Raw genomic sequence first — 25,088 nt, forward strand, 5'->3', positions numbered from 1 at the left:
GCCGAGCCGCGCACGTGGCCGCGCCTGGGCCGCACGGCGTCGCGCGCGTCGGCAGGCGCCGAACTCGCGCGGTCCGGCCCGGCATCGCGTGGCGCTTTCTCGGGGTGCCGTCCCGCATGAGCGTGAGCCGTCGTTTTCCTGTTCCGGACAGTTGGTCCGTCGTTGCATTCGCACCGATCCTTTTCCCATATTTCGCGCTGCTTCATCCTGACGACATTGCGCTCGCGCACGGTAACGGGCGTCGTGCGTCGTTTTCAGGCCGATCCGCGCGATGTTGCCGGGCTCGCGGTGCACACGGTTTTTCGCGGGAAAACGAGTGTAGGCACCGCAATGCGAGATAGTTAAATTATTAACTTGTTTGAGGCCGGGAGTCGCCCGAGCGGCCCGCGGATTTTTCGAGCAGCGTTTGGAGACAACGAAAATGAAGATGAATCGATGGATGGAGGCTTTGCTTGCCGCGGGCCTCGCATGCGCGGCCGCGACGGCGTCGGCGCAGGTGAAGATCGGCGTGACGCTGTCGGCGACGGGGCCGGCCGCGTCGCTCGGGATTCCGGAAAAGAACACGATCGCGCTGCTGCCGAAGGAGATCGCCGGCAAGAGCGTGCAGTACATCGTGCTCGACGACGCATCCGACACGAGCCGCGCCGTGCAGAACGCGCGCAAGCTGATCGACGAGGATCATGTCGACGCGATCATCGGTTCGTCGGTCACGCCGAACTCGCTCGCCATGCTCGACCCCGTGTCGCAGGCGAAGACGCCGACCATTTCGCTCGCCGCGAGCGCGCAGATCATCTCGCCGATGGACGCGAAGCGCGCGTGGATGTTCAAGGTGCCGCAGAACGACCAGCTGATGGCCGATGCGATCGCCGGCTACATGGCCAAGCACGGCGTGAAGACGGTCGGCTTCATCGGCTTCGCCGACGCGTACGGCGACAGCTGGTACAACACGTTCAGCGCGGCCGCCCAGAAGAACGGCATCAAGATCGTGTCGAACGAGCGCTACAACCGCACCGACGCGTCGGTGATGGGGCAGGTGCTGAAGCTGGTCGGCTCGAACCCGGACGCGGTGCTGATCGCCGGCTCCGGCACGCCGGCGGCGCTGCCGGCGAAGACGCTGAAGGAGCGCGGCTACAAGGGCAAGGTGTATCAGACGCACGGCGTCGCGAACAACGACTTCCTGCGCGTATGCGGCAAGGATTGCGACGGCGAGCTCCTGCCGGCCGGTCCGGTGCTCGTGACCGATCAGCTGCCCGATTCGAACCCGGTGAAGAAGCCCGCGCTCGCGTACAAGGCCGCCTACGAGAAGGCGTACGGCGCCGGTTCGCTGTCGACCTTCGGCGGCCACGCGTGGGACGCGGGGCTGCTGCTGCAGCGCGCGATTCCGGAAGCGCTGAAGAAGGGGCAGCCGGGCACCGAGGCCTTCCGCGAGGCGCTGCGCGCGTCGCTGGAAAGCGTGAAGGATCTGCCGGTGTCGCACGGCGTGATCAACATGACGCCGACCGATCACAACGGCTTCGATTCGCGCGCACGCGTGATGGTGCAGATCGTCGACGGCAAGTGGAAGTTGCAGGCCGAGTAAGTGTCACGTGAAATCGGCGTGCGCGTGCCGAGCAGGCCGCGCATGCCGTCGTCGCGCGCGAGCGGGTGCGTCGCGCGTCGTCGCACGAATCCTTCGGGGCGGCGCCACGATACGTGAGGCCGTGTCGCCGCGTACGCGCGCGCCGTCCCCGTCGCCGTTTCTCCGCAGCATTCTCGATACACGATACGTATGGATCTTTCGATTGCGGCGATCCTCGCGCAAGACGGCATCACGACCGGCGCCATTTACGCGTTGCTGTCGCTGGCGCTCGTGCTGGTGTTTTCCGTCACGCGCGTGATCTTCATTCCCCAGGGCGAGTTCGTCGCATACGGCGCGTTGACGCTCGCCGCGCTGCAGGCGCAGAAATTCCCCGCGACCTGCTGGCTGCTGTTTGTCATGGGCATCGCCTGCTTCCTGCTCGAAGTGGGCGGGCTGATCCGGCATCGCGAGCGGCGTCGTCCGCTCGGCCGCACGCTCGCGACGCTCGGCAGCCGCTACGTGCTGCTGCCGCTCGCGGTATTCGCCGTGACGCGCAGCTTTGCCGCCCAGCCGCTGCCGATGCTCGCGCAGATCGCGCTGACGCTCGCGATCGTCGTGCCGATGGGGCCGTTCGTGTACCGGCTCGTGTACCAGCCGATCGCCGAGGGCACGACGCTGCTGCTGCTGATCGTGTCGGTCGCCGTGCACTTCGCGATGGTCGGCCTCGGCCTCGTGATGTTCGGCGCCGAAGGTTCGCGCACGAACGCGTTCTCCGATGCGGCGCTGTCGATCGGCAGCATGACGGTGTCGGCGCAGAGCATCGTCGTGATCGTCACGGCGCTCGTGTTGATCGCGGCGCTGTACGTGTACTTCGGCCGCACGATCGCCGGCAAGGCGTTGCGCGCGACGTCGGTGAACCGGCTCGGCGCGCGCCTCGTCGGCATCGGCACGACGGAGGCGGGGTGGCTCGCGTTCACGTTCGCGGCCGGACTCGGCGTGCTGTCCGGCATTCTCGTCGGCCCGCTGACGACCATCTACTACGACTCCGGCTTCCTGATCGGCCTGAAGGGCTTCGTCGGCGCGATCATCGGCGGGCTCGTCAGCTATCCGCTCGCGGCGGCCGGCTCGCTGCTGGTCGGTGTGCTCGAATCGTATTCGTCGTTCTGGGCGAGTTCGTACAAGGAGGTGATCGTGTTCACGCTGATCATTCCGGTGCTGCTGTGGCGCAGCTTCGCGACGCCGCATGCGGAAGAGGAAGAGGAGTGACGCGATGAAGACGATGCTGCGCAACAAGACGTTCTGGGCGTTTCTCGTCGTGCTGTTCGCGTTGCCGGTGCTGCCCGGCGCGCTGCACGTGCCCGAATACTGGATCACGCTGCTCAACTACATCGGGCTCTATGCGATCGTCGCGATCGGGCTCGTGCTGCTGACGGGCGTCGGCGGCATGACGAGCTTCGGGCAGGCCGCGTTCGTCGGCGTCGGCGCCTATGCGACCGCATTCCTGACCACGCGCTACGGCGTGTCGCCGTGGCTTGCGCTGATCGTCGGCGTCGCGCTGACGGCGCTCGTCGCGCTCGTGCTCGGCGCCGTCACGATGCGGCTCTCGGGACACTTCCTGCCGCTCGGCACGATCGCGTGGGGCCTCGCGCTGTTCTATCTGTTCGGCAATCTCGAGGTGCTCGGCAAATACGACGGGATCAACGGCATTCCGGCGCTGAGCCTGTTCGGGCTCGAACTCGACAGCGGCCGCAGCCTGTATTTCCTGATCTGGGCAGTCGTGCTCGCGGCAATCGTATCGGTGCAGAACCTGCTGAACAGCCGGCCAGGGCGCGCGATTCGCGCGCTGCGCGGCGGCGGCGTGATGGCCGAGGCGATGGGCGTGAACACGGCGTGGATGCGCGTCGTGATCTTCGTCTACGCGGCGGTGCTCGCCGCGGTGTCCGGCTTTCTGTACGCGCATCTGCAGCGGGCCGTGAACCCGACGCCGTTCGGGCTGAACCACGGCATCGAATTCCTGTTCATGGCGGTCGTCGGCGGCGTGTCGCATGTCTGGGGCGCCGTGCTCGGCGCGGCGATCCTCACCGTGCTGCAGGACTACCTGCAGACGCTGCTGCCGAAGCTGCTCGGTTCCGAAGGCAACTTCGAAATCATCGTGTTCGGCGTACTGATGGTGCTGCTGCTGCAGTATGCGCGGCAGGGCGTGTGGCCGTTCGTCGCCCGACTGTTCCCGCGCGGGCCGCGTGCGCACGTGCCCGAGCACGCCGATCCGCTGCCGCAGCGCGCGAAACCGGTGGCCGGCGAGCCGCTGCTCGTCGTCGACAACGCACGCAAGCAATTCGGTGGGCTCGTGGCCGTCAACGACGTCAGCTTCGACGTGAAAGCGGGGCAGATCGTTGGGCTGATCGGCCCGAACGGCGCCGGCAAGTCGACGACGTTCAACCTCGTGACCGGCGTGCTGCAGCCGACCGGCGGCACGATCACGTTCCGCGGCGAACGGATCGACGGACTCACGTCGCGACAGATCGTGCAGCGCGGGATCGGCCGCACGTTCCAGCACGTGAAACTGCTGCCCGGAATGACGGTGCTCGAGAACGTCGCGATCGGCGCCCATCTGCGCGGGCATACGGGCGTATGGCGCAGCATTGCGCGGCTCAATGCGCACGAGGAAGCGCAGCTGCTCGCCGAGGCTGCGCGGCAGATCCGCCGTGTGGGCCTCGAACAGCATATGTACGAAGAAGCGGGGAGCCTCGCGCTTGGTCAACAGCGAATTCTCGAAATCGCGCGCGCGCTGTGCTGCGACCCGACGCTGCTGCTGCTCGACGAGCCGGCGGCCGGCCTGCGTTACCGGGAAAAGCAGCAGCTCGCCGAGTTGCTGCGCCGGCTGAAGGCCGAAGGCATGAGCGTGTTGCTCGTCGAACACGACATGGACTTCGTGATGAACCTGACCGACCGGCTCGTCGTCATGGAATTCGGCACGCGCATCGCCGAAGGGCTGCCGCAGGACGTGCAGCAGGATCCGGCGGTACTTGAAGCGTATCTGGGCGGGGTGGAGTGATGACGGACACGACGATGCCGATTCTCGAAGTGCGCGGGCTGGCGGTCCGGTACGGCAAGGTGGAGGCGCTGCACGGCGCGGCGATCAAGGTCGGGGCGGGCCAGATCGTCAGCGTGATCGGCCCGAACGGCGCCGGAAAATCGACGCTGCTGAACGCGATCATGGGCGCGCTACCGGTGACCGGCCATGCGTCCGGTGCGGTCCTCTATCGCGGCGGGGACGTCGGCGCGCTGCCGGTCGAGCAGCGTGTCGCGCGCGGGATGTGCCTCGTGCCGGAGAAGCGCGAGCTGTTCGGCACGATGACGGTGGAAGACAACCTCGTGCTCGGCGCCTATCGCCGCAAGCAGGCCGGCGACGCGAACTTTCTCGACCAGCTCGACCCGGTGTTCGCGCTGTTTCCGCGATTGAAGGAGCGGCGCAGGCAGGCGGCCGGTACGCTGTCGGGCGGCGAGCGGCAGATGCTCGCGGTCGGGCGCGCGCTGATGGGCAAGCCGGACCTGCTGATGCTCGACGAGCCGAGCCTCGGGCTTGCGCCGCTGATCGTGAAGGAGATCTTTCATATCATCAGCGCGTTGCGCGGCACAGGCGTCGCGACGCTGCTGATCGAGCAGAACGCGCGTGCGGCGCTGCAGATTTCGGATTACGGCTACGTGCTGGAAACCGGCGAATTTTCGCTTGAAGGGCCGGCGTCCGAACTTGCACAGAATCCGCGCGTGATCGAAACGTACCTGGGGCTCGCAAGGAAGACGGCCTGATCGAACCGCTGGCAGCGGGAAACGAACGGCGTGTTTCACGTGAAACACGCCGTTTTTGTTTGCGGTCGGGCGACGTGGGGAAGGGCAGGCACAAAAGCAGGATCGGGTTGGGGACAACTTCAGGGCGATCGAGCGCGGACGCTGTGAAGCAGCGAGCGGCTCGCCGGGCTGCCGTGATCCGCCGCAGCGACACGGTTTTCCAGGCGCATCGACGAAAAAATCGTTGAAACGTACGGACCCTACCATTCGGACGGCCTTCGGGCGAAAAGCGAACCCGCTATAATTCGCCCCATACATTTCTCAGATAGGTTCGTGCGCGGTTCTGCGTACGGAATCCACCATGCTTTATCCCACAGAATTTGACGTCATCGTCGTCGGCGGCGGTCATGCCGGCACGGAAGCCGCGTTGGCGTCCGCCCGAATGGGCGCGAAGACGCTGCTGCTGACCCACAACATCGAAACGCTCGGGCAGATGAGCTGCAATCCGTCGATCGGCGGCATCGGCAAGGGCCATCTGGTCAAGGAAGTCGATGCGCTGGGCGGCGCGATGGCGGCCGCCACCGACGAAGCGGGGATCCAGTTCCGGATCCTCAATTCGTCGAAAGGCCCGGCCGTACGCGCGACACGCGCCCAGGCGGACCGCATCCTGTACAAGGCGGCGATCCGTCGCCGCCTCGAGAATCAGCCCAATCTGTGGCTGTTCCAGCAGGCGGTCGACGACCTGATGGTCGAGGGCGATCGCGTGGTCGGCGCTGTCACGCAAATCGGCATCCGGTTCCGCGCGCGCGCGGTCGTGCTGACGGCCGGTACATTCCTGGACGGCAAGATCCACGTCGGCCTGAACAACTATACGGCCGGTCGCGCGGGCGACCCGGCCGCCGTGTCGCTGTCTGCGCGCTTGAAGGAGCTGAAGCTGCCGCAAGGGCGGCTGAAGACCGGAACGCCGCCGCGTATCGACGGCCGCACGATCGATTTCTCGAAGCTCGAAGAGCAGCCGGGCGATCTCGATCCGATTCCGGTGTTCTCGTTCCTCGGCCGTGCCGAGCAGCATCCGCAGCAGCTGCCGTGCTGGGTCACGCACACGAACGAGCGCACGCACGACATCATTCGCGGCGGCCTCGACCGTTCGCCGATGTACACGGGCGTGATCGAAGGCGTGGGGCCGCGCTACTGCCCATCGATCGAGGACAAGATTCATCGATTCGCGTCGAAGGAATCGCACCAGATCTTCCTCGAGCCGGAAGGGCTGACGACCAACGAGTTCTACCCGAACGGGATTTCGACGAGCCTGCCGTTCGACGTGCAGCTCGAGCTCGTGCATTCGATGCGCGGCCTCGAACAGGCGCATATCCTGCGGCCCGGCTATGCGATCGAGTATGACTACTTCGATCCGCGCGCGCTGAAGGCGTCGCTGGAGACGAAGGCGATCAACGGATTGTTCTTTGCGGGCCAGATCAACGGGACGACAGGCTACGAAGAGGCGGCTGCGCAGGGCCTGCTCGCAGGCGTCAACGCGGGCCGCTACGTGCAGGAAAAGGACGCATGGTGCCCGCGTCGCGATCAGGCGTATCTGGGCGTGCTGGTCGACGATCTCGTCACGCGCGGCGTCGCCGAGCCGTACCGGATGTTCACGAGCCGTGCCGAATACCGCCTGAGCCTTCGCGAAGACAACGCGGACATGCGTCTGACCGAGATCGGCCGCGAGCTGGGCCTCGTCGACGACGTGCGCTGGGACGCCTTCTGCCGGAAGCGCGACGCTGTTTCACGTGAAACCGAGCGACTGAAAACGACCTGGGTGACGCCGAAGACGCTGCCGCCGGAAGAGGCGACCGCATTGCTCGGCAAGCCGATCGACCACGAATACAGCCTGGCGGAGCTGCTGCGGCGTCCGGGCGTCGACTACGACGGTGTCTGCGGGCTGAAGGGCGGCGAGTGCGGGCCGGCGGAGCCGCTGGCCGACGATCCGGTCCTGCTCGCGCAGATCAAGGAGCAGGTAGAGATCGGCATCAAGTATCAGGGCTATATCGAACGCCAGGCGACCGAGATCGAGCGCAACGACGCGAACGAGAACACGCGTCTGCCGGACGGGATCGACTATCGCGAAGTGCGCGGCTTGTCGTTCGAGGTCAGCCAGAAGCTCAATCAGTTCCGGCCTGAAACGATCGGGCAGGCATCGCGCATCTCCGGCGTCACGCCGGCGGCCATTTCGCTGCTGATGGTGCACTTGAAGCGGCGCGGGCTGGGCCGCCGTAACGGCGCGGCCGCATCGGCTGCCGAGCAGGGGGACGGCGCCGTCCCGACGCAACAATGACGGCGCGTCGCGCGCCGGCGGTTAATCGGGACGTACTTGAACGGATGCTCGTCGACGGCGCGGCGTCGCTCGACGTCGCGCTATCCGATACGCAACGCAACCGGCTGCTCGACTACGTCGCGCTGCTGGGCAAGTGGAACGCGGTCTACAACCTGACCGCGATTCGCGATCCGCAGCAGATGCTGATCCAGCACATCCTCGATTCGCTGTCGATCGTGCCGCATCTGCACGGCCGCGCGTCGGCACGCGCGCTCGACGTCGGCTCGGGCGGCGGCTTGCCGGGCATCGTGCTCGCGATCGTCGAGCCGGACTGGCAGGTAACGCTGAACGACATCGTGCAGAAGAAGTCCGCGTTCCAGACGCAAACGCGTGCGGAACTGAGGCTCACGAATTTGTCGGTGGTCACGGGGCGCGTCGAATCGCTGCGGCCCGGCGTCGAGGTGCCGGAAAAATTCGACATCATCGTGTCGCGCGCCTTCGCGGACCTGTCCGACTTCGTTAAACTTGCTCGGCATCTCGTTGCGCCGGGCGGTTCGATCTGGGCGATGAAGGGCGTGCATCCGGACGACGAGATTGCGCGGCTGCCCGAAGGCAGCCGCGTGAAGCAGACGATGCGTCTGGCGGTTCCGATGCTCGATGCCGAACGGCATCTGATCGAGGTGGCCGTCGACGAGGCGATTTGACGGCGCGCGAACGGCGCGCCGAATGTTTGAAGGTAAGAGGAACACACCAACGATGGCAAAGATCTTCTGCGTTGCGAACCAGAAGGGGGGCGTCGGCAAGACGACGACATCGGTCAATCTCGCCGCAAGCCTTGCAGCGCAGGAGCAACGAGTCCTGCTGATCGATCTCGACCCGCAGGGCAACGCGACGATGGGCAGCGGGATCGACAAGGCCGCATGCGAAGCGACGGTGTACGAAGTGCTGGTCGACGGCGTGTCGGTGGCCGACGCGCGCATCCGCCCCGAAGCCGTCACGTACGACGTGCTGCCGGCGAACCGCGAGCTGTCCGGTGCGGAGATCGAGCTGATCGGTATCGAGAACCGCGAGCGCCAGCTGAAGGCGGCGCTCGAGCGCGTCGAGGACGATTACGACTTCGTGCTGATCGACTGTCCGCCGACGCTGTCGTTGCTGACGCTGAACGGCCTGTGCGCAGCGCACGGCGTCGTGATCCCGATGCAGTGCGAGTACTTCGCGCTCGAAGGGCTCTCGGATCTCGTCAACACGATCAAGCAGGTGCACGCGAACATGAATCGCGACCTGAAGATCATCGGCTTGCTGCGTGTGATGTTCGATCCGCGCATCACGCTGCAGCAGCAGGTCTCCGATCAACTGAAAGCGCACTTCGGCGACAAGGTGTTCGACGCGGTGATTCCGCGTAACGTGCGCCTCGCGGAAGCGCCGAGCTATGGGCTGCCGGGCGTCGTGTTCGACCGCAGCTCGCGCGGTGCGCAGGCCTATCTCCAGTTCGGTGCAGAGATGATCGAGCGCGTGCGCGCGTTCGAGGCATCGTAACCGGACATGAGCGAAGCGAGGAAGAAAGACATGAACGCCGTACCGAAGAAGAAGGGCTTGGGACGTGGCCTCGAAGCGCTGCTCGGCGGCAGCGCCGACATCACCGAAGCGGTGAAGATCGAAGGGGCGCCGAACACGCTCGCGCTCGGCAAGCTGCAGGCCGGCAAATACCAGCCGCGCACGCGGATGGACGAAGGCAGCCTGCAGGAGCTCGCGGCCAGCATTCGCGCCCAGGGCGTGATGCAGCCGATCCTGGTACGCCCCATTTCGTCAGACAAATACGAGATCATCGCGGGCGAGCGACGTTTCCGCGCCGCGCGTCTCGCGGGCCTCGAGGAAGTGCCGGTGCTCGTGAAGGAGGTGTCCGATCAAGCTGCGGCGGCGATGGCGCTGATCGAGAACATCCAGCGCGAGGATCTGAATCCGCTTGAAGAGGCGCACGGCATTCAGCGGCTGCTCGACGAGTTCGGTTTCACGCACGAGCAGGCGGCCGAGTCGGTGGGCCGTTCGCGCAGCGCGGTGTCGAACCTGCTGCGTCTGCTGAACCTCGCGGCGCCCGTGCAGACGATGTTGCTCGCGGGCGATCTGGACATGGGCCACGCGCGTGCGCTGCTCGCGGTCGATGCGGCGACGCAGATCACGCTCGCGCATCAGGTCGTCAACAAGCGGATGTCGGTGCGCGAGACCGAGAAGCTCGTCGCACAGACGACGAAGGAAGCGCCTGCCGTAAAGGCGCGCGCGAAGGACGACGGCGGCCGCGATACGCGTCGTCTCGAAGAGGAGTTGTCGGATCTGCTGGCGTCGACGGTGAAGATCAAGCTGGGCCGTCGCGGGCGAGGGCAGGTGACGATCGACTTCGGCAACCTCGATGCACTCGAAGGCATTCTCGTGCGCCTGCGCGGCAACGTCGCGGCCGAGGAATAACGCGAGCATGTCGATTAACGACACGGGCGCGCCGGCGTCGCGCCGGTGGCTCGGCTGGCTTGCACAGGAGCCCGTGCTGTCCGTGCTGGCGCTCGGCCTGATCGTGCTGGAATGGTTGCGTCCGCAACCGATTCGCGTTCTGGCCGAGCGCGTCGACTGGCAGACGGTCGCGACGCTCGCGGGCCTGCTGATGCTGACGAAGGCGCTGGAACTGTCGGGCTGCCTGATGTGGCTCGCGCACCGGATCGTGCATCACGTGCGTTCCGAGCGCGGGCTCGCGATGCTGCTCGTGGTGTTCGCGGCCGTGCTCTCGATGTGGCTGACGAACGACGTCGCGCTGTTCGTCGTCGTGCCGCTGATGGTGTCGTTGCGCGAACTGACGCCGCTGCCGTTCCGGCGCCTCGTGATCGTGGTCGCGCTGGCCGTCAATGCGGGATCGATCGCGACGCCGCTCGGCAATCCGCAGAATCTTTTTCTGTGGCAGTTGAGCGGCGTGTCGTTCGGCCGCTTCGTCGTGACGCTCGGGCCGCTCGCCGTCGCGCTGATGGTGCTGCTGCTCGCGCTGACTGCATGCGCGTTTCGCGCGAAACCGCTCGATTTGTCCGGCGACGTCGCGGGCGTCGACGTGCACCGCACGCACGCGCTGGTCGCGGCCGTGCTGTTCGCCGCATTCGTGCTGCTGGCCGACGCGCATCATCCGCTGCCGGCGCTGATCGCGGTGACGATCGTGCTGCTCGCCGTTCAACGCAAGGCAGTCCTGAAGATCGACTGGCTGCTGCTGCTGATTTTCGTGCTGATGTTCGTCGTGCTGCGCACGGCCGCGGCGCTGCCGTGGATACACGACGCGATCGCGCACGCGCGGCTCGATTCGCCGCTGCACGTGTTCGCGGCGGGCGCGATCCTGTCGCAAGGCATCAGCAACGTGCCGGCCGCGATCCTGCTGTCGGAGTTCACGCACGACTGGCGTGCGCTCGCGTTCGGCGTATCGGTCGGCGGCTTCGGATTCGCGATCGGCTCGCTCGCGAATCTGATCGCGGTTCGTCTCGCGAAGGAGCCGCGCATGTGGCTGCCGTTCCATCTCGTGTCGATTCCGTTCGCGCTCGTGAGCGCCGTGCTCGGCGCATGGCTGCTCGCGCATCTCTGACGATCGCTGCACAGGATATCGGCTGGTCTCGCGGTGACGATGCACAGCTTGCGCTGTGCCGGCGCGCGCGGCGCGCGAAGGATGCGGGCGGACACGGCGGGGTGGGGCGGGCACAGTGAATCGGCTGTGGTGCGACTGCAACCGATGCGCGCGGATCTTCGAATTCGCGAATCCGGCCGAGCAGTCCGCAATGCAGCTTCACGGCAAATTTTCGCGTCCGGCGACGCACGCTTCACCCGTTCGATCGTGTGCCACGCTTTCCACCGCATCGCGACGGCGACAAACGCCGGCCGTTCGACCATCGACGTCTCCCGCCGCACGCCTGTGCGGATCGCCGCGACGATCGCATTACCACACATTTTCTTCGACCGATGACGATGCAAAAGTTGACCTTACAACTGTCATCGTACGTCCCGGAATCGCGCGTTTTCTCGCATCATGACGCGTCGTTTCACGCCGGTTTTTGTCGCGTCTAAAGCCTTGAATCAGTTGCAACTATCGCTTACAATCGCCCGGATTTGTTAGCTCGGCACCCCTGAAAGCTTTCGGAAAGCTTGGGGCCGGTTTCAGGATTTTGCGGAAGACTGCGATGGCGGGTCAGGCGCCGAACGATAGGCACGATGATCACTGCGCGCAACGCACCGCTTCAGCGGCCGGCGAGCGGCGCGAATCCGACGACGACTGGGATGTCGAGCAGCAAGATAACAACATCGTTCCGCTCACACGGGCGGAGGCCGAGAAGCTCTTCGGCCCGAACGTGAGCAAGCCGTCGCGCGTGACCCCGTACAAAGTGGTGATCGCGCAGGTGGCACTGTCCCTGGTTGCAACGCTGGCGTGGTGGCTGTTTTCAAAGTCGCCGGGCGCCGCTGCGCAATCCGCGTTTCTGGGCGGGGCGATCGGCTGGGTGCCAAGCGCGTTGTTCGTGGCACGACTGAAGGCAGGTGGCTCGGCCACCGTGATGAGCTGGGTGGCCGGCGAAGCGCTGAAGCTCGGCGTGACGATCGGCATGTTCGCCGCAGTGGCGTACGGCTATGCCGGCGTGCACTGGCCGGCGCTCCTCGTCACCTACCTCGTCGTGCTGAAGACGTACTGGATCGCGCTGGCCTGGCGGTAAGAAACGAGCAGCGTGCGGTTTTCGACACGAAATCGCACGGGCCCGTTCCCGCAATAGCGTGTTGCGGAACAGGCAAAACGATTTTCGACAATTTGGGTGGCATTAACGATATGGCAGCTAGCGAAGGCACGCGCAGTCCGGATCCGTCCGAGTACATTGCGCACCACTTGCAGAATTTTTCCACCTCGCATCAGACGTCGATTTTCGACATCCACGTCTGGAATCTCGACACGCTGTTCTGGTCGATCGTGTGCGGCATCGTGACGATCGTCCTGCTGCGTCTGGCCGCCCGCAAGGCGACGCCGGGCGTACCGGGCCGCTTCCAGTGCGCGATCGAGATGCTCGTCGAGATGGTCGAAGACCAATCGAAGGCCATCGTTCACGGCAACCGTACGTTCATCGCGCCGCTCGCGCTCACCGTGTTCGTGTGGGTCGCGCTGATGAACTCGCTCGACTTCCTTCCGGTGGACCTGCCGGGCCGCGTGATCGGCTGGCTGGGTCTGTCGAACGTGATCTCCCACCATCGCATCGTTCCGACGGCCGACCTCAACGGCACGCTCGGCATCGCGCTCGGCGTGTTCGTCCTGATGATCTACTACAGCATCAAGATCAAGGGCCCGGGCGGTTTTGCGCATGAGCTGCTGTCGGCGCCGTTCGGCGCGCACCCGCTGCTGTGGATCCCGAACCTCGCGCTCAACGTCGTCGAATACGTCGCGAAGACCGTCTCGCTCGGCATGCGGTTGTTCGGCAACATGTACGCGGGTGAGCTGTTGTTCCTGTTGATCGCCCTGCTCGGCAGCATGTGGAGCTTCGGTGGCGACGCAACGTTCCTCGGCTTCGTTGGTCATGTGATCGCGGGCAGCGTCTGGGCAATCTTCCACATCCTGATTGTTCTGTTGCAGGCATTCATTTTCATGATGCTGACGCTGGTGTATCTCGGCCAGGCGCACGACAAGCATTAAGCACGGCGTGCAAAAAAGAGTCTTCGTTTTATTTTCTTAAATCTCTAGTTCCAAGTCTTTTCACAAAGGAGTGATCATGCAAGCTTTCATCGCCAACATCCAGGGTCTGACCGCCATCGGTATCGGCATCATCATCGGCCTGGGTGCAATCGGCGCCTGTATCGGTATCGCGCTGATGGGCGGCAAGTACATCGAAGCGTGCGCACGTCAGCCGGAACTCATCAACCCGCTGCAAACGAAGATGTTCCTGCTGGCCGGCCTGATCGACGCGGCATTCCTGATCGGCGTGGGTGTCGCAATGCTGTTCGCGTTCGCGAACCCGCTCCTGTCGAAGCTCGCAGGCTAAGGTTCCTCGGAAATATGCGCCCGGCGTGAGCCGGCGCAGGGCGGAACGGAGACTTGGGGCGCTGATCGAATGCAACTCGATGAGCGCCTTACCGTTTCATTTTTCCGGAATAGCAGATAAGGAAACACCGTGAATCTCAACGCAACTCTGTTTGCGCAAATGGTCGTGTTCCTGGTCCTCGCGTGGTTCACGATGAAGTTCGTGTGGCCGCCGTTGATCAACGCCCTCGACGAACGTTCGAAGAAGATCGCCGACGGCCTCGCCGCCGCGGAAAAGGGCAAGGCGGAACTCGAAGCAGCGCACAAGCGCGTGGACCAGGAACTCGCGCAGGCCCGCAACGACGGCCAGCAGCGCATCGCCGACGCCGAAAAGCGTGCCCAGGCGGTCGCCGAGGAAATCAAGGCCAACGCCCAGGCTGAAGCCGCCCGCATCGTCGCGCAGGCGAAAGCGGAAGCAGAACAGCAAATCGTGAAGGCGCGCGAAGCGCTGCGCGGCGAAGTCGCTGCGCTGGCCGTGAAGGGCGCCGAGCAGATCCTGAAGCGCGAAGTCGATCAAACGGCCCACGCCCAACTGCTGAATCAACTGAAAGCCGAGCTCTGATCATGGCCGAACTTGCAACCATCGCCCGCCCTTACGCAGAAGCGCTGTTCCGCGTGGCCGAGGGCGGTGACATCGCCGCCTGGTCCACGCTCGTGCAAGAGCTGGCCCAGGTTGCGCGTCTGCCGGAAGTGCTGTCGGTCGCGTCGAGCCCGAAGGTGACGCGTGCGCAGGTGGCCGAGCTGCTGCTTGCCGCGCTGAAGTCGCCGCTCGCGGCCGGCGCCGAAGCGAAGAACTTCGTGCAGATGCTGGTCGACAATCATCGCATCGCGCTGCTGCCGGAAATCGCCGAGCAGTTCGAGGCGCTCAAGAACGAACGTGAAGGCGCAGCGGACGCCGAGATCGTGAGCGCGTTCCCGCTGGACGGCGCGGATCTCGACAGTCTCGTCGCGAGCCTCGAACGCAAGTTCAAGCGCAAGCTGAAGCCGACGGTCGAAGTCGATTCGTCGCTGATCGGCGGCGTGCGCGTGACGGTCGGCGACGAAGTGCTCGACACCTCGGTTCGCGCGCGCCTCGCATCGATGCAGGCTGCCTTGACCGCCTGAGCGCCACGCCGGCACGCAACAGAATTGACTATCAGGAGCGAATAATGCAACTCAATCCCTCTGAGATCAGCGAGCTGATCAAGAGCCGGATCCAGGGCCTTGAAGCGAGCGCAGACGTTCGCAACCAGGGCACCGTGATCTCCGTGACCGACGGTATCGTGCGCATCCACGGCCTGTCGGACGTGATGCAGGGCGAAATGCTCGAGTTTCCGGGCAACACGTTCGGCCTCGCGCTGAACCTCGAGCGCGACTCGGTCGGCGCGGTGATTCTCGGCGAATACGAACACATCTCGGAAGGCGACGTCGTCAAGACGACGGGCCGCATTCTCGAAGTCCCGGTCGGTCCGGAACTCATCGGCCGCGTGGTCGACGCGCTCGGCAACCCGATCGACGGCAAGGGTCCGGTCAACGCGAAGCTGACCGACGCGATCGAAAAGATCGCCCCGGGCGTGATCTGGCGTAAGTCGGTGTCGCAGCCGGTGCAGACGGGTATCAAGTCGATCGACGCGATGGTGCCGATCGGCCGCGGCCAGCGCGAGCTGATCATCGGCGACCGCCAGACCGGCAAGACCGCGGTGGCGCTCGACGCGATCATCAACCAGAAGGGCAAGGACCTGATCTGTATCTACGTCGCGATCGGCCAGAAGGCTTCGTCGATCATGAACGTGGTGCGCAAGCTCGAAGAAACGGGCGCGATGGCGTACACCATCGTCGTCGCCGCTTCGGCATCGGATTCTGCCGCGATGCAGTACCTCGCACCGTACGCGGGCTGCACGATGGGCGAATACTTCCGCGATCGCGGCCAGGACGCGCTGATCATTTACGACGACTTGACCAAGCAGGCTTGGGCATACCGTCAGATCTCGCTGCTGCTGCGCCGTCCGCCGGGCCGTGAAGCGTACCCGGGCGACGTGTTCTATCTGCACTCGCGTCTGCTCGAGCGTGCGGCGCGCGTCTCGGAAGAGTACGTCGAGAAGTTCACGAACGGCGAAGTGAAGGGCAAGAGCGGTTCGCTGACGGCACTGCCGGTCATCGAAACGCAGGCAGGCGACGTGACGGCGTTCGTTCCGACGAACGTGATTTCGATTACCGACGGCCAGATCTTCCTGGAAACCGACCTGTTCAACGCAGGCATCCGCCCGGCAATCAACGCCGGCGTGTCGGTGTCGCGCGTCGGTGGCGCCGCGCAGACGAAGGTCGTGAAGAAGCTGTCGGGCGGTATCCGTACCGACCTCGCGCAGTACCGTGAACTGGCCGCATTCGCGCAGTTCGCATCGGACCTCGACGAAGCGACCCGCAAGCAGCTCGAGCGCGGCCGCCGCGTGACGGAACTGCTGAAGCAGCCGCAGTACCAGCCGCTGCAGGTGTGGGAACTCGCCGTGTCGCTGTTCTCCGCGAACAACGGCTACCTCGACGATCTCGACGTAAAGCAGGTGCTGCCGTTCGAGAAGGGCCTGCGCGAATTCCTGAAGACCAGCCACGCTGACCTCATCAAGCGCATCGAAGACACCAAGGATCTCTCGAAGGACGACGAAGGCGCGCTGCGCGCGGCGATCGAATCCTTCAAGAAGTCGGGTGCCTATTGATCCGTGAGTGACACACCGAGGCCGCGCGGGAGCCGAGGCGCCCGCGCCGTTTCGGTGAGCGGTGCATGAGCCCCGAGTAAAGCGCTGAAGCGCCAACTCGGGGCGCAAAGGAGCAAGCTATGGCTGGAATGAAGGAAATTCGCGGCAAGATCAAGAGCGTGCAGAACACGCGCAAGATCACGAAGGCGATGGAGATGGTGGCCGCATCGAAGATGCGCCGCGCGCAGGAACGCATGCGCGCCGCTCGTCCGTACGCGGACAAGGTCCGTGCCATCGCCGCGCACATGAGCCGCGCGAACCCGGAGTACCGCCACCCGTTCATGGTGGCGAACGAAGGCGCGAAGACGGCCGGCATCATCCTCGTCACGACGGACAAGGGTCTGTGCGGCGGTCTGAACACGAACGTGCTGCGTGCGTCGGTGCAGAAGTTCAAGGAGCTCGAAGAGAAAGGCCAGAAGGTCGAAGCCACCGCGATCGGCGGCAAGGGTCTCGGCTTCCTGAACCGCTTCGGCGCGAAGGTGCTGTCGCAGGTCGTGCATCTCGGCGACACCCCGCATCTCGACAAGCTGATCGGTGCGGTCAAGACGCAGCTCGATCTGTACTCGGAAGGCAAGCTGTCGGCGGTCTATCTCGCTTACACGCGCTTCATCAACACGATGAAGCAGGAAGCCGTGATCGAGCAGCTGCTGCCGCTGTCGTCGGAGCACTTCGAGGCCGACGACGGTACGCCGGCCACGTCGTGGGACTACATCTACGAGCCGGACGCGCAGGCAGTCGTCGACGAACTGCTCGTGCGTTACGTCGAGGCGCTGGTGTACCAGGCCGTCGCGGAGAACATGGCGTCCGAGCAATCGGCGCGGATGGTCGCGATGAAGGCCGCGTCCGACAATGCGAAGACGGTGATCAGCGAACTGCAGCTCGTCTACAACAAGAGCCGTCAGGCCGCGATCACGAAGGAACTGTCGGAGATCGTCGGCGGCGCAGCCGCTGTTTAAGCGCGCGCCCGGGACGACAACTGCGCCTTTGCGCGAGTAAAGAATCAGGTATTTAAAGGAAAAGCGATGAGTACTGCTGCTTTGGTAGAAGGCAAGATCGTACAGTGCATCGGCGCCGTTATCGACGTGGAATTCCCGCGCGACAGCATGCCGAAGATCTACGACGCGCTCATTCTCGATGGCTCGGAACTGACGCTCGAAGTCCAGCAGCAGCTGGGCGACGGCGTGGTCCGTACCATCTGTCTGGGTGCATCCGACGGCCTGCGCCGCGGTCTGACCGTGAAGAACACGGGCAACCCGATTTCGGTGCCGGTCGGCAAGCCGACCCTCGGCCGCATCATGGACGTGCTCGGCCGTCCGATCGACGAAGCGGGCCCGATCGAAAGCGAAACGAAGCGTTCGATCCACCAGAAGGCGCCGGCGTTCGACGAACTGTCGCCGTCGACCGAACTGCTCGAAACGGGCATCAAGGTCATCGACCTGATCTGCCCGTTCGCAAAGGGCGGCAAGGTCGGTCTGTTCGGCGGTGCAGGCGTGGGCAAGACCGTCAACATGATGGAGCTCATCAACAACATCGCGAAGGAGCACGGCGGCTACTCCGTGTTCGCGGGCGTGGGCGAGCGTACCCGTGAAGGGAACGACTTCTACCACGAAATGAAGGACTCGAACGTTCTCGACAAGGTCGCGCTGGTGTACGGCCAGATGAACGAGCCGCCGGGCAACCGTCTGCGCGTCGCGCTGACCGGCCTGACGATGGCCGAGTTCTTCCGTGACGAAGGCCTCGACGTGCTGTTCTTCGTCGACAACATCTACCGTTTCACGCTGGCCGGTACCGAAGTGTCGGCACTGCTCGGCCGTATGCCGTCGGCAGTGGGCTATCAGCCGACGCTGGCTGAAGAAATGGGCAAGCTGCAGGAACGCATCACGTCGACCAAGAAGGGCTCGATTACGTCGGTTCAGGCCGTGTACGTCCCTGCGGACGACTTGACCGACCCGTCGCCGGCAACCACCTTCGGCCACCTTGACGCAACCGTCGTGCTGTCGCGTGACATCGCGTCGCTGGGTATCTACCCGGCGGTCGACCCGCTCGACTCGACGTCGCGCCAGATCGACCCGAACGTGATCGGTGAAGAGCACTACTCGATCACGCGCCGCGTTCAGCAGACGCTGCAGCGCTACAAGGAACTGCGCGACATCATCGCGATTCTGGGCATGGACGAACTGTCGCCGGAAGACAAGCTGTCGGTCGCCCGTGCGCGTAAGATCCAGCGTTTCCTGTCGCAGCCGTTCCACGTCGCTGAAGTGTTCACGGGCTCGCCGGGCAAGTACGTGCCGCTGAAGGAAACGATCCGCGGCTTCAAGATGATCGTCGACGGCGAGTGCGACCACCTGCCGGAACAGGCGTTCTACATGGTCGGCACGATCGACGAAGCCTTCGAGAAGGCCAAGAAGATCCAGTAAGGGTTCGAGTGAGTCGCACGCCGGCGCATGCGGCCGCGCATAAGTCATCGCTGATTTATCGCCGCGGCCGACCGCGCCGATCGCAACACGCTCAACCCGCCGTGCATGAGATTGGAGCGAGGCCGAAGTGCCCGTTCCGGTCGATGGCCGACGGGCCGCGATCCGCGCAAGCGCGAACGCAGGCCCGCCGCGGCATCGGTCGGACGTCGCGCCGAAGCGCTCGCACCGATCGACAGGAGTCGATATGGCAACCATCAAAGTAGACGTCGTCAGCGCGGAAGAGCAGATCTTCTCGGGCGAGGCGAAATTCGTCGCGCTGCCGGGCGAAACGGGTGAGCTGGGTATTCTGCCGGGCCACACGCCGCTGATCACGCGGATTCGTCCGGGTGCGGTGCGCATCGAAGTCGAGGGCGGCAGCGACGAATTCGTGTTCGTCGCCGGCGGCATTCTCGAAGTGCAGCCGGGCGCCGTGACGGTGCTCGCCGATACCGCGATCCGCGGCAAGGACCTCGACGCGGCGAAGGCCGAGGAAGCGCGCAAGCGTGCCGAGGAAACGCTGCAGAACGCGAAGTCGGACCTCGACCTCGCGAAGGCGCAGTCCGAGCTCGCGACCGCGATGGCGCAGCTCGAGGCGATCCAGCGTCTCGCGAAGATCCGCAGCCGGCACTGAGCCGGCCGCGTATCGCGCGAAAAGAGAGCAGCCTTCGGGCTGCTTTTTTTTCGCCTGCAGTTTCGATCCGCACGCGCGCATCGTTGCGTCCGGTCGTGCTATTTCATCCCGACGCCGCGATTTGATGTCAGAGTGTCGTCAGCGGAGCGCGGCATCATCCGCGATGCGGCTCGCCGCGGTGCGCCCGCCCGCGCAGCCGGCCGGCCCGCGCCGCTCAGACAAAAACGGACGGAGACACTCATGGCAGCAGACCTTGGCGTACGGGCGCTGATTGCGCCCGAGAACGGACTGTCGTACGTGCGCGGCGCGATCGACGTGCCGCTGTCGGAAGCGACGATCGGCCGCTTCCTGCGCGACACGGCCGAGCGCTTTCCCGAGCGGCCCGCGGTCGTGTTCCGCGAGCAGCAGGTGCGCTGGACCTGGCGCGAATTCGCGGCCGAAATCGACGTGCTCGCCGCCGGCCTTGCGGCGCTCGGCATCGAAAAGGGCGACCGCGTCGGCATCTGGTCGCCGAACCGCAGCGAGTGGCTGCTCACGCAGTTCGCGACTGCGCGCATCGGCGCGATTCTCGTGAACATCAATCCCGCATACCGGCTCGCGGAACTCGAATACGCACTGAACAAGGTCGGCTGCAAGGCCGTGATCGCGGCCGAACGCTTCAAGTCGTCGGCATACGTCGAGATGCTGCAGACGATTGCGCCCGAGCTGGCGAACGCGGCGCCCGGCGAACTGCGCGCGGCACGCGTGCCGAGCTTGCGCACGGTGGTATCGATGGGCGACGTCGCGCCGCCCGGCATGTTCCGCTTTGCCGACGTGATCGCGCGCGGGCGCGCCAGCGTCGATTCGGCCGCACTCGACGCGCTCGGTGCGACGCTCGCACCGAGCGATCCGATCAACATCCAGTTCACGAGCGGCACGACCGGCAGCCCGAAGGGCGCGACGCTCACGCACCGCAACGTCGTGAACAACGCGCGCTTCATCGCGATGGCGATGCGCTTTACCGAGCAGGACGCGCTCTGCATTCCGGTGCCGCTGTATCACTGCTTCGGGATGGTGCTCGCGGTGCTCGCGTGCGTGTCGACCGGCGCGGCGATGGTGTTTCCCGGCGAGGCGTTCGACCCCGTCGCGACGCTCGCGGCCGTCGCCGAAGAGCGCTGTACCGCGTTGCACGGCGTGCCGACGATGTTCATCGCGGAACTCGATCATCCCGAGTTCGCGAAGTTCGACCTCTCGACGTTGCGCACCGGCATCATGGCCGGCTCGCCGTGTCCGATCGAGACGATGAAGCGCGTGGTGTCTCAAATGCACTTGTCGGAGATCACGATCGCATACGGGATGACGGAAACGAGCCCCGTATCGTTCCAGAGCTCGACCGACGATCCGCTCGAGAAACGCACGACGACCGTCGGACGCGTGCAGCCGCATCTCGAGGTGAAGATCGTCGATCCGAGCGGCGAGATCGTGCCGGTCGGCGTGACGGGCGAGCTCTGCACGAAAGGCTACTCGGTGATGCTCGGCTACTGGGACGACGACGCGAAGACGCGCGAAGTGCTGATCGACGGCTGGATGCACACGGGCGATCTCGCGACGCTCGACGCGGAAGGCTACTGCAACATCGTCGGCCGCCTGAAGGACATGGTGATTCGCGGCGGCGAGAACGTGTATCCGCGCGAGATCGAGGAATTCCTGTTCCGGCATCCGAAGATTCAGAGCGCGCAGGTGTTCGGCGTGCCCGATCCGAAGTACGGCGAGGAGCTGTGTGCGTGGATCGTGCTGCGCGCGGACGAGCAGATGACCGAGGACGACGTGCGCGCGTTTTGCCAAGGGCAAATCGCGCACTACAAGATTCCGCGCTATATCCGCTTCGTCGACGAACTGCCGATGACTGTGACGGGCAAGGTGCAGAAGTTCGTGATGCGCGAACGGATGATCGACGAGCTGAAACTCGACGTGCAGAAGACCGCCTGACGATTCGGCTGCACGGGAGAGACGGGAAACGCGGCGGCCTGCTATCGGCCGTTGCGTTTTCGATGGACGAAAAAAAGCGGGCTTATTAGCCCGCTAAAAACCACACGCTACGGGGTTAGCGCGAGGAGACCAAAGATGAAACCGGATCCGGCGGGGGGCCGGAAACGACTCCAACAAGGATGCCCCTCGGAAGGGCTTCGGTACGTGACCGACTGGCTCGCAGCGCTTCGCGTCCGCTCACACTTGGCACACGAGACCGCATCCGTGTTGAAACCGTTGAGGCCATTGTGGGCGAATTGATGGACTATCGCGGTAACAAAGTGTTTCAGGTTGTAACGCCCGTCAGATAAGGCTTTCCGGGATTTTTTGCTGTCTTCGGCATCCTGAAAAAGGTCATTTTTACCCACCTTTTCTCATGCGTTTTCATCGCGTGCGTGCAATGCGATTTTCACGCGCATGACGCTCGATGAAATGTCGATTTGCACGCCGGAAAATGCGCGGCGTGCAAGCGACGACGATCGCCGCTTCATCCGTTGGAAAGATTTTGAAACGTGATCGTCGACGAAAACAGTCGGCCGTTCGGCCAGTTCGACGCGCGGCGATGGGCGAGGTGAGTTCGAACGCGCGTGCGGCGGCCGGCGCGCGAAGCGAAGCGCGTGAACCGAAGCACGCGCATCGCCGTCGATCATGCCGTTACTTGAGCCATTTATCGGAGATCGCCTGGTATTCGCCCGTCGACAGCGCGAGGTGCAGCCACTGATCGACGTACTGCTGGAACACGACGTCGCCGCGCGGCACCATGTACGCCTTCTCGCCGAACTGGAACGGCTTGTCCGGGTGCACCGAGCAGAGGCCCGGATTCAGCTTTTGCTGCAGCAGCGTCTCGGACGCGTCGGTCACCATCACGTCGGCCTTGCCCGCGAGGATCTGCTTGAAGATCGTCACGTTGTCGGGATAGACGGTCAGGTTCGCATGCGTGAAATACTGCTTCGCGAAACGCTCGTTCGTGCCGCCGGGGTTCACGATCACGCGCGTTTCCGGCCGGTCGATCTGCGCGACCGTCTGATATTTGTCGACGTCGCCGCAGCGCACGATCGGCGTCTTGCCGTCGACGACGTACGGCTGCGTGAAGAACGCGCGCTTCTGCCGTTCGAGCGTCGTCGATACGCCGCCGACCGCAATGTCGCATTTCGCGACGAAGTCGGCGGTCAGGTTCGACCAGCTCGTCTTCACGTAGTCGGGCTTCACGCCGAGCGATTTCGCGAGCGATTCGGCCATGTCGATGTCGATGCCCTCGAAGCGGCCGTCCGTGCGGTAGTACGAATACGGCTTGTAGTCGCCGGTCGTGCAGACGCGCAGCGTGCCGCGCGCGAGCACGTCGTCGAGCCGGGAAGCGCCGGCGCCTTCCGCCTGCGCGGCGCCGGCGCAGCACAGCATCGCAGCCGCGGCGATCGTGGCGAGTGTCTTCATCTGTCTCCTCCTGGGTTCGGTTCGATATGAGCGTCCGATCATAACGGAGCCATCGTGCGCGTCATATGGCCGCCATCGCGCGGGCACGCGCAGTCCGAGCGCGGCTGTCCGGTAAAATGCCGGTTTGCCTACGCACCGTCGCTCACACCGTGGCCCATACCCTGCTCAACGACACCTTCCTGCGTGCGCTTCTGCGCGAGCCGACCGACTACACGCCGATCTGGCTCATGCGCCAGGCGGGCCGCTATCTGCCGGAATACAACGCGACGCGCGCGCGGGCCGGCAGCTTCCTCGGCCTCGCGAAGAATCCCGATTTCGCGACCGAAGTGACGCTGCAGCCGCTCGAGCGCTTTCCGCTCGACGCCGCGATCCTGTTCTCCGACATCCTGACGATTCCCGACGCCATGGGCCTCGGCCTCGACTTCCAGGTCGGCGAAGGGCCGAAGTTCGCGCATCCGGTGCGCACCGAGGCCGACGTCGCGAAGCTCGCGGTGCCCGACATCGGCGCGACGCTCGGCTACGTGACCGATGCGGTACGCGAGATCCGGCGCGCGCTCACCGATGGCCAGGGCCGCCAGCGCGTGCCGCTGATCGGCTTCTCCGGCAGCCCGTGGACGCTCGCGTGCTACATGGTCGAGGGCGGCGGCTCGGACGATTTCCGCACCGTGAAGTCGATGGCGTATGCGCGTCCCGACCTGATGCACCGGATTCTCGACGTGAACGCGCAGGCGGTGTCCGCGTATCTGAACGCGCAGATCGAGGCGGGCGCGCAGGCGGTGATGATTTTCGACACGTGGGGCGGCGCGCTCGCCGACGGTGCGTATCAGCGCTACTCGCTCGACTACATTCGCCGCGTGGTCGCACAGCTCAAGCGCGAGCATGACGGCCGGCGCGTGCCGGTCATCACGTTTACGAAGGGCGGCGGGCTATGGCTCGAGGAAATCGCGGCGACGGGCGTCGACGCGGTCGGGCTCGACTGGACGGTCAACGTCGGCGTCGCGCGCGAGCGTGTCGGCGGCCGCGTCGCGCTGCAGGGCAACCTCGATCCGACGATCCTGTTTGCGCCGCCGGCCGTCGTGCGCGAGCAGGCGCGTGCGGTGCTCGACAGCTACGGCAATCATCCGGGCCACGTGTTCAACCTCGGCCACGGCATCTCGCAGTTCACGCCGCCCGAGCACGTCGCCGAACTCGTCGACGAAGTGCATCGCCACAGCCGCACGATCCGTAGCGGAGCCGCGCGCTGAACGCAAGCGCCGCCATGCTGCGGTGCAGCGTGACGGCGTTGCGCAGCCGGCGCTAAACAGGGCGCAACCCCGCACCGGCTGCCGATTCGATGCTTGTCAAGACTTGACTTATACACATTTTCCTCGTTGCACCGCGGTAGAGTCCGATGTCGGTCCATCCGTCCCGCTATGATTCGGGAATTTGAATAGCAGCCTTGTGGGATAAGGCTTCGCGGGGCCCGCCGAAGGTCGGGCGGAAGCAGCGGCAAGCGCGACACGGCGCGCGGCGCGCGTAAAGGACCGCAAGTTCTCAACAAAGTTATCCACAGGTCGTGCAGGGTATACGGCGATTCCTAATGAGAATCCAAAACTTAGCGCCGAATCTGAAGTTTTACTTTAAGTTCGCCGACGCGATGCGGACGTGCGCCTATACCGTCTGTGCCACCGCCGCAGCGGCCGCCGGAGCCCCGCGATGAGCGGCACGTATCTGCGCGTCGCGCTCGACCATCCGCTCGCGACGCTGTTCGATTACCGATGCGACGTCGACCCGCCGCCGGGCCCCGGCACGCTCGTGCAGGTGCCGTTCGGCAAACGCCGCGCGGTGGGCCTCGTCTGCGAAGTGACGGCTCACACCGACGTGCCGCCGGCGCGGCTGCGGGCGATCGACGCGGTCTGCACCGAGCTGCCGCCGCTGTCGGCCGACTGGCTCGCGCTCGTGTCGTTCGCGGCCGACTACTATCAGCGCGGCCGCGGCGAAGTCGCACTGCCGGCGCTGCCGCAGGCGCTGCGCGACGCGCAGCGCTGGGGGCGGCTGCTCGCGCCCGAAGTGCGATACCGGCTCACCGACGCCGGCCGAGCGGCACTGCCCGACGCATTGCCGGCGCGCGCC

General features: G+C 65.0%; 23 protein-coding genes and 1 pseudogene. 22 read left to right on the forward strand and 2 right to left on the reverse strand.

Annotation, left to right across the window (positions count from 1 at the left end):
• Positions 1-421: 421 nt before the first annotated feature.
• The 20 genes from HMPREF3115_RS09790 (at position 422) to HMPREF3115_RS09880 (ending at position 21,506) form a co-directional block, all read left to right on the forward strand.
• Positions 422-1,579 carry an ABC transporter substrate-binding protein gene (locus tag HMPREF3115_RS09790; RefSeq protein WP_070554275.1) on the forward strand — a complete coding sequence of 386 codons (1,158 nt, stop codon included), beginning with the start codon at positions 422-424 and terminating at the stop codon, positions 1,577-1,579.
• 189 nt (positions 1,580-1,768) lie between these two features.
• Complete coding sequence (locus tag HMPREF3115_RS09795; RefSeq protein ID WP_070554277.1) at positions 1,769-2,824, forward strand: branched-chain amino acid ABC transporter permease; 1,056 nt, start codon at positions 1,769-1,771, stop codon at positions 2,822-2,824.
• 4 nt (positions 2,825-2,828) lie between these two features.
• Entirely contained in the window at positions 2,829-4,613 is a 1,785-nt protein-coding gene (locus HMPREF3115_RS09800) for a branched-chain amino acid ABC transporter ATP-binding protein/permease (protein WP_006411130.1), read from the forward strand.
• Positions 4,613-5,368: an ABC transporter ATP-binding protein gene (locus tag HMPREF3115_RS09805; protein WP_070554279.1), complete on the forward strand. Its 756-nt coding sequence runs from the start codon at positions 4,613-4,615 to the stop codon at positions 5,366-5,368. The genes HMPREF3115_RS09800 and HMPREF3115_RS09805 overlap by 1 nt, the downstream gene beginning before the upstream one ends.
• Positions 5,369-5,708: 340 nt before the next feature.
• Positions 5,709-7,679, forward strand: a complete 1,971-nt coding sequence (gene mnmG, locus HMPREF3115_RS09810; protein ID WP_070554281.1) for a tRNA uridine-5-carboxymethylaminomethyl(34) synthesis enzyme MnmG — start codon at positions 5,709-5,711, stop codon at positions 7,677-7,679.
• Positions 7,676-8,362 carry a 16S rRNA (guanine(527)-N(7))-methyltransferase RsmG gene (gene rsmG, locus HMPREF3115_RS09815; protein ID WP_070554283.1) on the forward strand — a complete coding sequence of 229 codons (687 nt, stop codon included), beginning with the start codon at positions 7,676-7,678 and terminating at the stop codon, positions 8,360-8,362. Before mnmG ends, rsmG begins: the two co-directional genes overlap by 4 nt.
• A gap of 52 nt (positions 8,363-8,414) precedes the next feature.
• Entirely contained in the window at positions 8,415-9,194 is a 780-nt protein-coding gene (locus HMPREF3115_RS09820; RefSeq protein WP_006401472.1) for a ParA family protein, read from the forward strand.
• A 30-nt stretch (positions 9,195-9,224) separates the two neighbouring features.
• Complete coding sequence (locus HMPREF3115_RS09825; protein ID WP_006401471.1) at positions 9,225-10,118, forward strand: ParB/RepB/Spo0J family partition protein; 894 nt, start codon at positions 9,225-9,227, stop codon at positions 10,116-10,118.
• A 7-nt stretch (positions 10,119-10,125) separates the two neighbouring features.
• Positions 10,126-11,262, forward strand: coding sequence for an SLC13 family permease (locus tag HMPREF3115_RS09830; protein WP_070554286.1), 1,137 nt, complete (start codon positions 10,126-10,128; stop codon positions 11,260-11,262).
• A gap of 144 nt (positions 11,263-11,406) precedes the next feature.
• Entirely contained in the window at positions 11,407-11,637 is a 231-nt protein-coding gene (locus tag HMPREF3115_RS28915) for a hypothetical protein (RefSeq protein WP_200053097.1), read from the forward strand.
• 214 nt (positions 11,638-11,851) lie between these two features.
• The gene (locus tag HMPREF3115_RS09835; RefSeq protein WP_070554288.1) at positions 11,852-12,376 is read left to right on the forward strand and encodes an ATP synthase subunit I; all 525 of its coding nucleotides are present in this window, start codon (positions 11,852-11,854) and stop codon (positions 12,374-12,376) included.
• A 110-nt stretch (positions 12,377-12,486) separates the two neighbouring features.
• On the forward strand, positions 12,487-13,338 hold the full coding sequence (gene atpB, locus HMPREF3115_RS09840) for a F0F1 ATP synthase subunit A (protein ID WP_006411132.1): 852 nt from the start codon (positions 12,487-12,489) through the stop codon (positions 13,336-13,338).
• A gap of 76 nt (positions 13,339-13,414) precedes the next feature.
• Positions 13,415-13,684 carry a F0F1 ATP synthase subunit C gene (gene atpE / locus HMPREF3115_RS09845; protein ID WP_004195828.1) on the forward strand — a complete coding sequence of 90 codons (270 nt, stop codon included), beginning with the start codon at positions 13,415-13,417 and terminating at the stop codon, positions 13,682-13,684.
• A 129-nt stretch (positions 13,685-13,813) separates the two neighbouring features.
• The gene (locus HMPREF3115_RS09850; RefSeq protein ID WP_006401466.1) at positions 13,814-14,284 is read left to right on the forward strand and encodes a F0F1 ATP synthase subunit B; all 471 of its coding nucleotides are present in this window, start codon (positions 13,814-13,816) and stop codon (positions 14,282-14,284) included.
• A 2-nt stretch (positions 14,285-14,286) separates the two neighbouring features.
• A complete protein-coding gene (locus HMPREF3115_RS09855; protein WP_006401465.1) occupies positions 14,287-14,826 on the forward strand; it encodes a F0F1 ATP synthase subunit delta in 540 nt (179 codons plus the stop codon).
• Positions 14,827-14,870: 44 nt separating this feature from the next.
• A complete protein-coding gene (gene atpA, locus HMPREF3115_RS09860) occupies positions 14,871-16,412 on the forward strand; it encodes a F0F1 ATP synthase subunit alpha (protein ID WP_006401464.1) in 1,542 nt (513 codons plus the stop codon).
• A gap of 119 nt (positions 16,413-16,531) precedes the next feature.
• Positions 16,532-17,407, forward strand: coding sequence for a F0F1 ATP synthase subunit gamma (gene atpG / locus HMPREF3115_RS09865; protein WP_006401463.1), 876 nt, complete (start codon positions 16,532-16,534; stop codon positions 17,405-17,407).
• A 66-nt stretch (positions 17,408-17,473) separates the two neighbouring features.
• The gene (gene atpD, locus HMPREF3115_RS09870; protein ID WP_006401462.1) at positions 17,474-18,868 is read left to right on the forward strand and encodes a F0F1 ATP synthase subunit beta; all 1,395 of its coding nucleotides are present in this window, start codon (positions 17,474-17,476) and stop codon (positions 18,866-18,868) included.
• Between the two features lie 244 nt (positions 18,869-19,112).
• Positions 19,113-19,538 carry a F0F1 ATP synthase subunit epsilon gene (locus HMPREF3115_RS09875; RefSeq protein ID WP_006401461.1) on the forward strand — a complete coding sequence of 142 codons (426 nt, stop codon included), beginning with the start codon at positions 19,113-19,115 and terminating at the stop codon, positions 19,536-19,538.
• 240 nt (positions 19,539-19,778) lie between these two features.
• A complete protein-coding gene (locus HMPREF3115_RS09880; protein ID WP_006408100.1) occupies positions 19,779-21,506 on the forward strand; it encodes an AMP-binding protein in 1,728 nt (575 codons plus the stop codon).
• A gap of 413 nt (positions 21,507-21,919) precedes the next feature.
• On the opposite strand, the gene HMPREF3115_RS09885 is transcribed toward HMPREF3115_RS09880, so the two are convergent.
• Complete coding sequence (locus HMPREF3115_RS09885; RefSeq protein WP_059938125.1) at positions 21,920-22,195, reverse strand: hypothetical protein; 276 nt, start codon at positions 22,193-22,195, stop codon at positions 21,920-21,922.
• Positions 22,196-22,199: 4 nt separating this feature from the next.
• Positions 22,200-22,976, reverse strand: a complete 777-nt coding sequence (locus tag HMPREF3115_RS09890; RefSeq protein WP_012212477.1) for a transporter substrate-binding domain-containing protein — start codon at positions 22,974-22,976, stop codon at positions 22,200-22,202.
• 149 nt (positions 22,977-23,125) lie between these two features.
• Here HMPREF3115_RS09890 and hemE point away from each other — a divergent pair, with 149 nt between their 5' ends.
• Together hemE and HMPREF3115_RS09900 are read left to right on the forward strand one after the other, a co-directional pair.
• Positions 23,126-24,220, forward strand: coding sequence for a uroporphyrinogen decarboxylase (gene hemE, locus HMPREF3115_RS09895; RefSeq protein ID WP_305367007.1), 1,095 nt, complete (start codon positions 23,126-23,128; stop codon positions 24,218-24,220).
• Positions 24,221-24,671: 451 nt separating this feature from the next.
• A pseudogene (locus HMPREF3115_RS09900) lies at positions 24,672-25,088 on the forward strand (primosomal protein N'); the annotation flags it as partial.

This window comes from Burkholderia sp. HMSC10F09 (assembly GCF_001806955.1).
Classification (GTDB): Bacteria; Pseudomonadota; Gammaproteobacteria; order Burkholderiales; family Burkholderiaceae; genus Burkholderia; species Burkholderia multivorans.

What these genes read in the sequence shown, in the direction of transcription:
- HMPREF3115_RS09790 (WP_070554275.1), top strand. Translation starts at nt 422, where the DNA reads ATGAAGATGAATCGATGGATGGAGGCTTTGCTTGCCGCGGGCCTCGCA.
- HMPREF3115_RS09795 (WP_070554277.1), top strand. Translation starts at nt 1,769, where the DNA reads ATGGATCTTTCGATTGCGGCGATCCTCGCGCAAGACGGCATCACGACC.
- HMPREF3115_RS09800 (WP_006411130.1), top strand. Translation starts at nt 2,829, where the DNA reads ATGAAGACGATGCTGCGCAACAAGACGTTCTGGGCGTTTCTCGTCGTG.
- HMPREF3115_RS09805 (WP_070554279.1), top strand. Translation starts at nt 4,613, where the DNA reads ATGACGGACACGACGATGCCGATTCTCGAAGTGCGCGGGCTGGCGGTC.
- mnmG (WP_070554281.1), top strand. Translation starts at nt 5,709, where the DNA reads ATGCTTTATCCCACAGAATTTGACGTCATCGTCGTCGGCGGCGGTCAT.
- rsmG (WP_070554283.1), top strand. Translation starts at nt 7,676, where the DNA reads ATGACGGCGCGTCGCGCGCCGGCGGTTAATCGGGACGTACTTGAACGG.
- HMPREF3115_RS09820 (WP_006401472.1), top strand. Translation starts at nt 8,415, where the DNA reads ATGGCAAAGATCTTCTGCGTTGCGAACCAGAAGGGGGGCGTCGGCAAG.
- HMPREF3115_RS09825 (WP_006401471.1), top strand. Translation starts at nt 9,225, where the DNA reads ATGAACGCCGTACCGAAGAAGAAGGGCTTGGGACGTGGCCTCGAAGCG.
- HMPREF3115_RS09830 (WP_070554286.1), top strand. Translation starts at nt 10,126, where the DNA reads ATGTCGATTAACGACACGGGCGCGCCGGCGTCGCGCCGGTGGCTCGGC.
- HMPREF3115_RS28915 (WP_200053097.1), top strand. Translation starts at nt 11,407, where the DNA reads ATGCGCGCGGATCTTCGAATTCGCGAATCCGGCCGAGCAGTCCGCAAT.
- HMPREF3115_RS09835 (WP_070554288.1), top strand. Translation starts at nt 11,852, where the DNA reads ATGGCGGGTCAGGCGCCGAACGATAGGCACGATGATCACTGCGCGCAA.
- atpB (WP_006411132.1), top strand. Translation starts at nt 12,487, where the DNA reads ATGGCAGCTAGCGAAGGCACGCGCAGTCCGGATCCGTCCGAGTACATT.
- atpE (WP_004195828.1), top strand. Translation starts at nt 13,415, where the DNA reads ATGCAAGCTTTCATCGCCAACATCCAGGGTCTGACCGCCATCGGTATC.
- HMPREF3115_RS09855 (WP_006401465.1), top strand. Translation starts at nt 14,287, where the DNA reads ATGGCCGAACTTGCAACCATCGCCCGCCCTTACGCAGAAGCGCTGTTC.
- atpA (WP_006401464.1), top strand. Translation starts at nt 14,871, where the DNA reads ATGCAACTCAATCCCTCTGAGATCAGCGAGCTGATCAAGAGCCGGATC.
- atpG (WP_006401463.1), top strand. Translation starts at nt 16,532, where the DNA reads ATGGCTGGAATGAAGGAAATTCGCGGCAAGATCAAGAGCGTGCAGAAC.
- atpD (WP_006401462.1), top strand. Translation starts at nt 17,474, where the DNA reads ATGAGTACTGCTGCTTTGGTAGAAGGCAAGATCGTACAGTGCATCGGC.
- HMPREF3115_RS09875 (WP_006401461.1), top strand. Translation starts at nt 19,113, where the DNA reads ATGGCAACCATCAAAGTAGACGTCGTCAGCGCGGAAGAGCAGATCTTC.
- HMPREF3115_RS09880 (WP_006408100.1), top strand. Translation starts at nt 19,779, where the DNA reads ATGGCAGCAGACCTTGGCGTACGGGCGCTGATTGCGCCCGAGAACGGA.
- HMPREF3115_RS09885 (WP_059938125.1), bottom strand. Translation starts at nt 22,195, where the DNA reads ATGATCGACGGCGATGCGCGTGCTTCGGTTCACGCGCTTCGCTTCGCG.
- HMPREF3115_RS09890 (WP_012212477.1), bottom strand. Translation starts at nt 22,976, where the DNA reads ATGAAGACACTCGCCACGATCGCCGCGGCTGCGATGCTGTGCTGCGCC.